Here is a 12,754-nt window from a genome sequence, read left to right as displayed (position 1 = left end):
AGTAATCTTAATCTTACTTTTTCTTGTAAACAGGTAGTAATTTATTTGAAACCTCGCCAAAGCCTATACGGGTACCATCTTTTTCACAATAACCACGCATAATTACAGTATCATTATCGTTGATGAATTTACGCTCACTACCATCTTTCATTTTTATTGGTTTTTCACCTTTCCAAGTCAATTCAAGCATAGAGCCATAAGAATCGGGTGTTGGCCCAGAAATAGTGCCACTACCCATCATATCACCAGAATTTACGGGACATCCATTTACAGTGTGATGCGCCAATTGTTGCACCATATTCCAATACATATATTTAAAATTGGAATTACTTACCACGGTTTCCTTAGCTCCTTTAGGACGAATTGCTACTTCTAAATTGATGTCATAACTCTTTTTACCTTTGTATTGCAAATAAGGTAATTGTGGTTTTAATGGTTTAGGGCCTTCCACACGATAGGGTTCTAAAGCATCCAAAGTTACAATCCAAGGTGAAATCGAGGTTGCGAAGTTTTTGGCTAAAAATGGCCCTAATGGGACATATTCCCATTTTTGAATATCACGGGCACTCCAGTCATTCAATAGTACCAATCCGAAGATGTATTCTTCAGCTTCCTCAATAGGGATAGGTTCACCTAAATCATTAGCATCGGTAGTTATGAAAGCCATTTCCAATTCAAAATCCACTAATTTACTAGGTCCAAAAACGGGTTCAGTAGCCTCATTAGGAAGCGTTTGTCCTTGTGGGCGGTGTATAGGAATCCCAGAAGGAATGATGGATGAACTTCTTCCATGATAGCCAACAGGAATATGCAACCAGTTTGGTAATAATGCGTTATCTGGGTCTCTGAACATGCTTCCTACATTGGTAGCGTGCTCGATACTAGAGTAAAAATCTGTATAATCACCTATTTGAACAGGTAATTGCATTTCAATTTCATCTAAACGAAATAAAACAATTTCTTTGTGATGTTTATTTTGTTTTAATGCGTCATTATTACTATCAAAAATATGAGCAATTCTATTTCTTACTGCACGCCAAGTTTTGCGGCCATCAGCAATAAAATCATTTAAAGTATCTTGTAGGAAAATATCATCTGTTAAAGGAATACCATCAAAATACCCTAATTGGTGTAAAGCTCCCAAATCGATAGCTGTATCTCCAATTCTAGTACCAATTGTAATGATATCATCACGGGTTAAAAATACCCCAAAGGGTATATTTTGAATGGGGAAATCAGAATTTTTATCGACGTGTAACCACGACTTTCTATCTGGGTTGTTAGCTGATAATGGCATAACTTATGTCTTGTTTAGTATATTAATTTGTATTCAAACCTACACATTTTTTTCATTTTAATAGAAAAAATTACTTAAAATTTAAGTTTTCTTTAATCGTTAATAAATTGGTTAAAAACTTACTGGTAAATATATATTTTTTAATGAATTTAACTAATGTATTTCCTATTTTTGCCCAACATTTAACAAGATATTAAATTTATGCAACGCGACGAACAAATTTTTGAACTTATTAAAGCTGAAAAAGAACGCCAACTCCATGGTATAGAACTGATAGCATCCGAGAATTTTGTTAGTGAACAAGTTATGGAAGCAGCAGGTTCTGTTTTAACCAATAAATATGCTGAGGGTTATCCTGGGAAACGTTACTATGGAGGTTGTGAGGTGGTTGATGAAGTTGAGCAAATAGCTATTGATAGGGCTAAAACTTTGTTTGGAGCAGAATATGTAAACGTACAGCCACACTCTGGAAGTCAAGCAAATACGGCAGTTTATCACGCCTGTTTGAATACTGGAGATAAAATTCTAGGTTTTGATTTATCCCATGGAGGTCATTTAACACATGGGTCACCTGTTAATTTTTCTGGCAAATTGTATGTGCCGTCGTTCTATGGAGTAGAGGAAGAGACAGGAGTGTTAAATTATGATAAAATTCAAGACATCGCCATAAAGGAGCAGCCAAAATTAATTATTGCTGGTGCTTCTGCGTATTCCCGTGATATAGATTTTAAACGTTTCAGAGAGATAGCTGATCGTGTTGGTGCTATATTATTGGCGGATATTTCGCATCCTGCTGGATTAATTGCCAAGGGAATTTTGAACGACCCGCTACCTCATTGTCATATAGTGACAACAACTACGCACAAAACTCTAAGAGGTCCAAGAGGAGGAATGATTATGATGGGAAAAGATTTTGATAATCCTTTTGGTCAGACATTAAAAAACGGCAGTTTGAAAAAAATGTCATCGTTATTAGATTCGGCTGTTTTTCCAGGGAATCAAGGAGGTCCATTAGAGCATATAATTGCAGCCAAAGCCATTGCTTTTGGGGAGGCCTTAACCGATGACTTTTTGCATTACCAATTACAAGTAAAAAAGAATGCTAACGCGATGGCTAATGCTTTAGTTTCTAAAAACTATCATATTATTTCAGGGGGTACAGATAACCACATGATGTTGATAGATTTAAGAAATAAGAATGTATCAGGTAAAGATGCGGAACAGGCTCTAGTAAAAGCTGATATCACTGCCAATAAAAATATGGTACCTTTCGATGATAAATCGCCATTTGTAACTTCTGGAATCCGTTTAGGAACTGCTGCCATCACCACTCGTGGACTAAAAGAAACCGATATGGCTGCTATAGTTGATTTGATTGATGATGTAATTACCAACTATGATAATGAAGCTGTTTTAAGAGCTGTTAAAGCAAGTGTGAATACGATTATGAAAGACAAACCTTTATTTGTTTAGTCATTGATATAAAATAGGTCATAAAAAATCCTGTGAAAACAGGATTTTTTATTTACGTCAAATTTACTCGGGAAACGTTATATGTTGATAGGCCCCCAAATCGGGAGAACTGGTTCTATTTTCATTTAAAATATCAAAAGGAACTTGAGTAGCAAAGATTAATAAACCTTGGTTATTGGCAGCCGAATCATCACCTATTAATAATTTATCTTTATCTGTATCAAGAAAATTTGGGTCTTGATTAAAAATATTCCCTTCAAAACGATTGGTATCACTTAAATCGTAATTTGGTCCTGTAAAATTATTATTGGAATCTTGAAAACGAATTAGGCAGTTTGTAAACTTGAAATTAAAAGACACCGCATCGTCTTCAATTTCCTCTAACAGTATTTCGGGGTTGTCATTTCCATAAATAATGCAGTTGTTAAAATTGGCTTCAGATAAATCTGCGAGTGTTGCTACGTTTTCCTCATCAACAATAAAATTATTTAGCAGAACAGAAGGTAATTGCCTAAATCCATTATTCCAATAGTTTACAATAGTTGAATGCGTAAAATTATATTTCCCGCCAATAGTTCCTGCAAAAGACGATTGGCCTGCATTATTTATTACAACATTTTCTCCTGAAATAGAAGTATTTCTGCCCAAAATACCGAAAGCACTTGAGTTGTAAATTTGTGTATTTGTAATATTAAGTTTATTTGTTACTTCGTTAGGATTACCATCACATAAAACGCCAACGGTGGCATTTTTTATTGTGGCGTAATTAATGGAGTTATTTATGCTACCGTCTAAAAACCAAATAGTTCCCCATTGTCCTGGAACTTCAGAAAAATTAGGTTCCAACCGGTCACCTTCAAAAATCACTTCATTTTCTAGTAATTCTTGGTCGTTACTAAAACCACCATTTATATTTAATGATGCCCCGTTTGAAACGATAATGCCTGAGTTATCATGAAAATGCACTCTTGAACCAGCTTCAATGGTTAAAGTTTCACCATCAGGAACCATGGCAAAACCATATATAACATAAGGTTTTTCGTTTGTGAATGTGAGTTCAGATGGCTGTAATTCCCGACCTTGTAAATTGGTTTCAACCAATTCCCCACCAATATTAAGCGTTAAAGTTTCAACAACCTTGTTTGAGTCTCGGTCTGGATAAATAAAAATAGCATCTTGAACCAAGGTTACTAATTCTACTTTTTGAAGATTGGAACCTGAATCAAATTCAATAGCATCTGTATCCAAAAACTGTAATTGATTTAAGGGGGTTATATTGGTGTCAAAGGTGGTTTCAATAAAAACAAACAAACTATCATTCGCAAGAATTTCAATATTTTCGAATGTTTTACCTGCTATACCATCAACACTTAACCTGTAGTTGGAGGTTTCTCCTGAGGCTAATCTTACCGTTGGAATAGAAATATCATTGTTGCTTCTATTATAAACTTTTAGGTTGTAAGTGCTCGACCCTATATTTTTAAAAACTGTATCTAAATAAACCGTGTCTTTTGAAAATTCAAGACTACCAGTACTAGGCACAAATTCAAAATCTTTGCGACACGAACTCCAAAGCAATAAAAAGCCAAGTGAAATGATAAAGTAGATGTAGCGTTTCATGAATGGTTTTAGATAAAAAAATCAATAAAAGGCTAAAATATAACTTTTGAAAACAATCAAATAGTATGTTGTCATTTAATTTTTACCGAAAAGTCATTCTTTTTGATATATTCTTGCATAATCAACTTCATAACTAATAGGAAATTTAGAATCAGTTGGATCTCCTCCATTAGAGCCTATTGCTAAATTTAACAGTAAGTAATGCTCTTGATTAAAAGGTTTAAAGCCGTCTGGATTTTTTGCTTTCTTTTGTGATATTTTATTTATCAACTCATTATCGATGTAGATTTTTATTGAATTTTGATCCCATTCCATTCTCCAAATATGAAATTTTTTAACCCAATCTGGATCTTTTTTTAAAAAATAAGCTAAAGGTATAACCTTACTGTCCCAAACGATTCTTGGATATTTCCCCAACCATGCGGCATTGGCTAAAATACTTTGTTCGTTGTTTTTGATATAAAATTCCATAATATCAATTTCACCATTAGCGGGCCAAGGGTTGTTATTTCCTAAAGTCCAAATAGCTGGCCATGAGCTCAGAGTAGAATCAATACGAGCTCTAATTTCAAAAACACCGTATTTCCATGATGCTAATCCTTCTGTTTTTAAACTGGCTGATGTGTAATAAGCATGTTCTCTGTTTTCTTTCCAATCGCTACTTATTGCTACATAATTTGGATTTTGAACTATCTCTCTTCTTCCTTCAATTAATAATACGCCATTTTTGCATGTTGCATTTTTTGGCTGATACCATTGCAACTCTTCGTTTCTAACAAAGCCATATTCATAAATCCATTTTGTAGAATCTGGTTTTCCATTATAATTGAATTCATCATTCCAAACTAATTTATAATGGTTGATTTTTTTCGGTTTTGAAAAATCTGGTTCATAAGGGTTTTGAGAATATATAGTTCCATAAAACAAAGAAACCAAACTCAGAAGAATTCCTTTCATTGAAATCATAAGCTTTTAAAGTAAATTTTTAAGCATTTTCACGGCGCTTTCGGCTGTAATGTCTCTCTGTGGCGAACCGAACATCTCATATCCAACCATGAATTTTTTAACCGTAGCACTTCTTAATAAGGGTGGATAAAAGCTCATATGCCAATGCCAATGTTTGTTTATGTCTGCATTTGTTGGTGCTTGGTGGATACCACTAGAGTAAGGGAATGAAGTGTTGAATAATTTATCGTAAGCTTTTGTTATGACTGAAATAGCCTCAGCATATAAAAATGCTTCATCTTCATCCATACTCAATATGTGAGGTTGGTGTTTTTTTGGAACTATCATGGTTTCAAAGGGCCATACCGCCCAAAAAGGAATCAATACAACAAACGAATCATTTTCATAAATAATGCGTTCTTGTTTTTCTTGTTCTTGTTTTAAATAGTCCCCTAAAAGACTGCTATTGTTTTTAATAAAATAATTTAACTGTTGTGTGTTTTTTTTATCCACCTCATTTGGAAGTGTTGATTGACTCCAAATTTGACCATGCGGATGCGGATTACTACAGCCCATTACCGCTCCCTTATTCTCAAATATTTGAACGTAGTTTATCATGGGGTTTGAGCCTAATTCTTGGTATTGTTTTTGCCATTCAAACACAACTTTTTGTATCTCCCCGGGAGACATGTCGGCTAAACTTTTTGAGTGGTCTGGGCTAAAGCAAATCACTTTACAAATGCCTTTTTCACTTTTTGCTACAAAAAGACCTTCTTCAAGTGAAAAAGTTGGAGAATCGCTTTGTAATGCTGCAAAATCGTTGGTAAACACAAAAACATCTTTGTAATTAGGATTTAGCTCGCCGTTTATTCTTTTATTTCCTGCACATAAATAACATGTTTCGTCATAAGTTGGGCGTTTTTCATTATTTACCGTTTCATTTTGCCCTTGCCAAGGTCTTTTGGCTCTGTGCGGAGATACTAAAACCCATTCACCAGTTAATATATTGAATCGTTTATGAGAATAGTCTTGTAAATCTGTTGGTTTCATTTTTAGCTAATTGAGTTGGTTAGTTTACGAGATGTGTACCCTGTGACAGTTCAATAAAATATACAGAACACTCCCTGTTGAATTTATTATAGTAAGCTTCAGAAGCTGCATCTGCAAATGCTTTTGCTTTGTTTTTTGCAACCAAATTAATGGTGCAACCACCAAAACCGCCACCCATCATTCTAGCTCCTAATACAAAATCACTTGATTTTGCAAGTTCTACTAGATAATCTAACTCATCACAACTTACTTTATACTGCTTTGATAATCCTTCATGCGATGCATATATTAAAGCACCTAAAGTAATTAAATCATTGTTTTCTATTGCTTTGGAAGCTTTTATAGCTCTATCATTTTCTTGAATAACGTACAATGCTTTCTGATAATTCTCAGGTGTTACTTTATTTTTTATTGTAACTAAATCCGCTTCATTGGCATCCCTTAATGCTTTTATACCTAACAATTCTGCTATGCTTTCACAAGCTGATCGGCGGTCATTATAGGCACTATCAGATAAGCTATGTTTTACATTAGTATTGATAAGCATAAGTTGATGGTCTTTAAAATCAACCTCATATGGCTTGGATTCAACTGTTTTGCAATCTAAAAGCAGTGCATTGTTTTTTATGCCAAACATACTGGCATATTGGTCCATAATACCACATTTTACCCCTACATAATTATGTTCTGCTTTTTGTGAAATTAATATCATATCGTGTTTGGTTAACCCTAGACTAAAAAGTTCATTCAAACCAAATACCACACTGTTTTCCAGGGCAGCAGATGATGACATACCGGCTCCACCAGGAATATTACCTTTAAAAACGATATTAAAATTACCAATGACCTTATTTCTGTTTTGTATTTCGGCCACAACACCAAACACATAATTTTCCCAGCTTCCTTCTTTCGAAGGTTTCAATTTATCTAAATGAAATTCAATTTTACTGTCCATATCCAACGCATAAGCAGTACTAAAATTGGAATTACTTTTTTGAATGGCTGCAGCAATACCTTTATCTACTGCAGCAGGAAAAACAAAACCATCATTATAATCAGTATGTTCACCTATGATATTAATTCTTCCAGGAGAAAATATAAGTATCGGGTCTTTTTTAAAAGTTTCTATAAAGGTTTTTTTAACCTCATTTATTATAGCTGTATTCATTTTTATGTTAGTTTAGTTATTGATTCTTAAATTCCAGGTTATAGAATAGGTTTCCTTTGGTTTTAAAATTTGTAATCCTATGTTGTTATTAAAACTATCTGAGACGCCTGTAGTTGGCTCAATAGCTATGGTATTTAACTTAGGAGGGGTGTAAAGTTGTAGGAAGTTATTTTTTTCTGAAGACTCTAAAATCAACTTATACTTTGGTGTTAAAAATTGTATTACTCCCGAATTTAAAATCCAACAATCATCTAGTTGTTTGTTTTTTACTTGAAATAGTTCAGAAGGTTTTATTTCTTTGATTCCCGTTGTAATATTTCGTTCGCCTATCATAAGTTTTTGGGTACTTTCAAATTTTAAAGCACTTTTAAATAGGTTATCACTTACAAAATAAGGGTGCCATCCAAGGGTAAATGGAAAAGCTTCACCATCGGTATTTTTCACGTCAATTTTTAAACATACATGAGTCTTTGTAAATTCATATTCTAGTATTATTGAGTAAGTGTAAGGAAACCCTTTGGGTTTGCTTTTCTCAACATATTCCAATTTTATGGTGGCACTATTATCATCTACTTTAGTTTCAACAACATGAAACGTTTTGTTGTAAACCAAACCATGTAAAGCATTGTTTTCTTCTTTTTGATTAATATCAAATTGATATAGGGTATTATTAAAGGAATATATACCGTCTTTTATTCTGTTGGCAAAAGGAAATAATATCGATGAAGCATAAGTGTTATCGTAAGTTAAGGGAGATAAATCTTGAATAATTTCATGGCTATTTAATTTTAATTCTTGTAGACTGGCACCATCATTTAGACAAATTTTGGCATGAACCTGATTTTTAGAATTATTAACTTCAAGGATATTGGTATTTTGATGATGTGTGATATCGTACATTTTTTAATCAGAGTGAGTTTCTAAGAATGAGTTTATTGGGGTTTTCTATTTTCAGGTGTTGTTTGTTTATTATCATTTCAGCTAAACGTTTTCCCATGACGTTAAAATCTGTTGAAATAGTGGTAACACCACCTTCAACAATTTCTTTTAGTAAGGTTTCATTGTAGGATATGATACCTATATCTTGAGCTAGCCTCAGGTTGTTGTTTTTAATGTTTTTAATGATTCTAAGTAAGTTTTTATCATCAGGAATGATGTATAATTCGCCAGAATCTAAATTTCTTTCTTTCACAGAATCAATGATATCAAAAGGTATGATATGTTTTTCACAAAATTTAATAAATCCTGTTTTCATACCTAGGGGCTGCTTTTCTTTGTCAAAAACAAGAACCATTTTTTTATATTTCTTGACAAGATTTATAACTTCGGAGAGATTATTAAAAATATCACTTTCAAAATTTTGATAAATAGCGGAATACGACTGTAAATCGCCATGAATTTGGTCTAGAATATAAACTTTGTCATGAGGCAAATTTTGAATAACAGCACTAGTGTTTGTTAAATTAGCGGGCATAATCACATAATAATTGTAATCTCCAGTGTTATCATTGATTAATTTATCAAATATGTTTTTATTGAAATGGTGAAAAAAAATATCCACTTGAACGCTGTCTCCCAGATGCTCTAAAAAGGAATTATATAAATCCTCTTTGAATGCATTTAATTCGTCAAAAAGTAAAAAGACTTTTTGAGTTACATCAATATTTTCACTAGAAACATAATAACCTTTACCTACCACAGAATGAATAATGCCTCTGGTTTTTAATTCATTAAATGCAGTTAAAACAGTATCTCTAGAAAGTTTGTTGTCGTTTTTTATACTATTTATTGAAGGTATTTGATCACCTTTTTGCAGAGTGCCAGAAAGTATAGCTTCTTCAATAGAATTGATGATTTGCTTATATTTTGGAATCCCTATTTTTTTTTTGACTACAATCATGATATACTACAAATATATAAAATTTAATCTAAAAAACATACTAGTAGGGTCTAGTATGTTTTTTCTATATTAAAATTGTTTTTTTTAAAAATTAAATCTTTATATTTGGCTTCATACAGTAACCAACTAAACTTATATAATTATGACATCAGGATTTGAAATGTGGGACTATGTGGTCTTTATTGCTTACGCCATTCTAATTTTGGGAGTAGGCCTTTGGGTTTCTCGAGATAAAGAGGGGCACCAGAAAAATGCGGAAGATTATTTTTTAGCAAGTAAATCTTTACCATGGTGGGCTATAGGTGCCTCATTAATTGCGGCTAATATTTCTGCTGAACAATTTATAGGGATGTCTGGTTCTGGATTTGCATCTGGTTTGGCTATAGCATCCTATGAATGGATGGCAGCCATAACTTTGATTATTGTTGGTAAATATTTCTTACCCATTTTTATTGAAAAAGGTCTTTACACGATTCCTGAGTTTGTTGAGAAAAGATTTTCTACCAACTTAAAAACTATTTTAGCTGTTTTCTGGATAGCTTTATATGTTTTCGTAAATCTAACTACCGTTTTATATTTAGGGTCTTTAGCTTTGGAAACCATAATTGGAATTCCTTTGGTTTATGGGGTTATTGGTTTGGCATTATTTGCCGCAGCCTACTCATTGTATGGTGGCTTGTCCGCAGTGGCATGGACCGATGTGATTCAAGTTGTATTTTTGGTACTAGGTGGTTTGGTAACAACGTATTTAGCCTTAAATACCGTATCTGGTGGAGAAGGCATTTTAGCAGGGTTAAGTACTGTTTTTGATGCAGTTCCTGAGCGTTTTGAAATGATATTGGATGAGTCTAATCCTGAATACAAAAACTTACCTGGTTTAGGGGTTTTAGTAGGAGGTATGTGGGTTGCCAACTTATATTATTGGGGTTTCAATCAATATATTATACAAAGAACCTTAGCGGCAAAGTCTTTAAAGGAAGCCCAAAAAGGAATTTTATTAGCCGCTTTTTTGAAATTAATAATTCCATTAATTGTTGTGATTCCTGGTATCGCCGCTTACGTTATGATAAATGATCCTGAAATTATGGCTAGATTGGGACTCGCGGCTCAAGAAAATTTACCTTCTTTAGAGCAGGCCGATAAAGCCTATCCATGGTTGTTACAATTTTTACCAACGGGTCTTAAAGGGGTAGCCTTTGCTGCTTTAGCTGCTGCTATTGTTTCAAGTTTGGCATCGATGTTAAATTCAACATCTACCATTTTCACTATGGATATTTACAAGCAATACATTAATAAAAATGCTGGAGATAAAGCTACCGTTAATATGGGAAGAATCTCAGCATTCGTAGCATTGGTGATAGCTTGTATTATGGCACCACTTTTGGGTAATTTAGATCAAGCTTTTCAATTTATACAAGAATATACCGGGGTAGTTAGTCCTGGAATTTTAGCGGTATTTTTACTTGGTTTATTCTGGAAAAAAACTACAAACAAAGCGGCTATTGTTGGTGCTTTAGTATCTATACCAATCGCTATGTATTTTAAGGTAGCTCCTAAAGGATGGTCTACATCTTCAATCTTTGTAGATGTGCCTTTTATGGATCAAATGGGCTATACGTTATTGCTTACTATGGCAGTTATAGCTATATACAGCTATATACAACATAAGGGTGCTGATGATGAAAAAGGTATTCCCATTACAAAGGCTTTATTCAAAACATCTCCTTTGTTTAATATTGGTTCTTTCGCCGTTCTGCTAATACTTACAGTTTTGTATAGTCTTTTCTGGTAAAACTAATTTATAATAAAAAAAAAGCATCTTAATTTTAAGATGCTTTTTTTTTAACTTTAACTCAATTGGGCTATTGTTTAACTAATTTTAAACTGGCTGAACCATTTTCTGTATTAATCTTAGCAAAATACATCCCAGACTTTAATTTCGAACCATCGATGGTCGCCTCATCCTTATTTGGGGATAAAGACGTTACTTTTTTGCCGAGTATATTGTATAATTCAATTGAATTTATAGAAATAGCTTGGGTTTTTATAGTCCAAACATTTTTAGAAGGGTTTGGATATACTTTTAAACCAGTAATCTCAAATTCTTGAGTATCTAGGGTAGAAACTTTTGAAAAATAGATGTTATCAACATAAATATCAGCTATACCAACAGGTTCTCCAATAAATACTAATTGGAAAACTTCATTTCTATCTCCAGCTAAACCTCCAAAACCATCCAAATCAATTTCGATACTATTCCATTGATTTTGTGTAATGGTGAAATTTTGGGAACCTTCAACTGCCGCAGTTAAATCTTGTAAACCTACTCTGAGGAATGTGGCATTGGCAGACCATACATCAATATGAAAGTATTTGTAATCGGTAATATTGGTGGTATTAAATTGAATAAAGGCGTTGTTTAAATTATTAAACAGTCTCACATTATCTGTAGGAATTACGGACGGTATGGCGTAATTGCTTGATGGACCGCTATAGTTAGATGGAGGCGTAGTGGCCCAAGAACTTGTATTTATTAACGCAATATTATTGGCGAGATTTGTATAGGCCTCGCTATAAATATACAATACATCTGCTACCGCTGGAATTGGTGTGGGAGCGGATACGGTTGGTGCAGGTGGTGGCGGACAAACATTGGGACACGTACCTCCACAATCTATACCGGTTTCGGTGCCATTTTGAATGCCATCGCTACACGATGGTGCCGGTTGGGAGCCAAAAGAAATGTTATCAAAATAAACAACGTGACCCGTCCCTCTTGGCGCATAGCTTGGATAAAAAATTATTTGATCTACCGGGTTGTTAGGATTTCCAATCCAAGCGGATAAATCAAAATAGACTTCTTGCCAAACATTCGCGGTAGTAACAGGAAATAATGAAGTAACCTCTGGTAAAGCGGCATTCGTTGCATTAGCTAATTTAAGGGCTATAGGAGCGGTAAATCCTTCTTGATACACTTGCATGGTAACATAACTGTTACCGGAAGTGATGGAAAAAGTCCCAATATCTGCACCATGGGTAGATTCTACTCCAGCTGAACCCCAGTTTGCTCCTGTGGCAAATGATATATCTATTTTGCCAACATTGGCTGAACTGTTTATGCCTGTAGTAGATGGGTTATTAACTACTGTAAATTCTACTGTTTCATTAAGAGGGGGTTCGAATGTAACCCATGTCCAAGATGCTCCATTCCCTGTGGGCTCAAAATCTATTGGTGCAATTTGCGAATACCCTATAGTTATCGCCAACACAAAAAAAAGTAAAATAATTTTATTCATTTTTT

General features: G+C 33.9%; 10 protein-coding genes. 2 read left to right on the top strand and 8 right to left on the bottom strand.

The features are described from left to right. Positions 1 to 13: 13 nt before the first annotated feature. Positions 14 to 1,297: a fumarylacetoacetase gene (gene fahA, locus ABD963_RS08985; protein ID WP_345276615.1), complete on the bottom strand. Its 1,284-nt coding sequence runs from the start codon at positions 1,295 to 1,297 to the stop codon at positions 14 to 16. Positions 1,298 to 1,498: 201 nt separating this feature from the next. On the opposite strand from fahA, the gene glyA reads away from it, so the two are divergent. Next, positions 1,499 to 2,770: a serine hydroxymethyltransferase gene (gene glyA, locus ABD963_RS08980; RefSeq protein ID WP_345276614.1), complete on the top strand. Its 1,272-nt coding sequence runs from the start codon at positions 1,499 to 1,501 to the stop codon at positions 2,768 to 2,770. 63 nt (positions 2,771 to 2,833) lie between these two features. On the opposite strand, the gene ABD963_RS08975 is transcribed toward glyA, so the two are convergent. From ABD963_RS08975 to ABD963_RS08950, 6 genes are all read right to left on the bottom strand, one after another. Beyond that, positions 2,834 to 4,390 (bottom strand): hypothetical protein, encoded by a 1,557-nt coding sequence (locus ABD963_RS08975; RefSeq protein ID WP_345276613.1) that lies wholly within the window; start codon positions 4,388 to 4,390, stop codon positions 2,834 to 2,836. Positions 4,391 to 4,483: 93 nt separating this feature from the next. Continuing rightward, positions 4,484 to 5,347, bottom strand: a complete 864-nt coding sequence (locus ABD963_RS08970; RefSeq protein WP_345276612.1) for a glycoside hydrolase family 16 protein — start codon at positions 5,345 to 5,347, stop codon at positions 4,484 to 4,486. A 15-nt stretch (positions 5,348 to 5,362) separates the two neighbouring features. Then, the gene (locus ABD963_RS08965; protein WP_345276611.1) at positions 5,363 to 6,385 is read right to left on the bottom strand and encodes a UDP-glucose--hexose-1-phosphate uridylyltransferase; all 1,023 of its coding nucleotides are present in this window, start codon (positions 6,383 to 6,385) and stop codon (positions 5,363 to 5,365) included. Positions 6,386 to 6,404: 19 nt separating this feature from the next. Beyond that, on the bottom strand, positions 6,405 to 7,553 hold the full coding sequence (galK, locus tag ABD963_RS08960; protein ID WP_345276610.1) for a galactokinase: 1,149 nt from the start codon (positions 7,551 to 7,553) through the stop codon (positions 6,405 to 6,407). A 12-nt stretch (positions 7,554 to 7,565) separates the two neighbouring features. Further along, entirely contained in the window at positions 7,566 to 8,453 is an 888-nt protein-coding gene (locus ABD963_RS08955) for an aldose 1-epimerase (protein WP_345276609.1), read from the bottom strand. A gap of 7 nt (positions 8,454 to 8,460) precedes the next feature. Further along, complete coding sequence (locus tag ABD963_RS08950; protein WP_345276608.1) at positions 8,461 to 9,453, bottom strand: GntR family transcriptional regulator; 993 nt, start codon at positions 9,451 to 9,453, stop codon at positions 8,461 to 8,463. Positions 9,454 to 9,595: 142 nt separating this feature from the next. Here ABD963_RS08950 and ABD963_RS08945 point away from each other — a divergent pair, with 142 nt between their 5' ends. Next, positions 9,596 to 11,245 (top strand): sodium/sugar symporter, encoded by a 1,650-nt coding sequence (locus tag ABD963_RS08945; RefSeq protein WP_345276607.1) that lies wholly within the window; start codon positions 9,596 to 9,598, stop codon positions 11,243 to 11,245. 70 nt (positions 11,246 to 11,315) lie between these two features. On the opposite strand, the gene ABD963_RS08940 is transcribed toward ABD963_RS08945, so the two are convergent. Beyond that, a complete protein-coding gene (locus tag ABD963_RS08940) occupies positions 11,316 to 12,749 on the bottom strand; it encodes a T9SS type A sorting domain-containing protein (protein WP_345276606.1) in 1,434 nt (477 codons plus the stop codon). Positions 12,750 to 12,754 lie beyond the last annotated feature (5 nt).

The organism is Litoribaculum gwangyangense (genome assembly GCF_039543505.1).
GTDB lineage: Bacteria > Bacteroidota > Bacteroidia > Flavobacteriales > Flavobacteriaceae > Litoribaculum > Litoribaculum gwangyangense.
The sequence above is the reverse complement of the archived record's forward strand: the minus strand, read 5'-3'. Positions and strand labels throughout refer to the sequence as shown.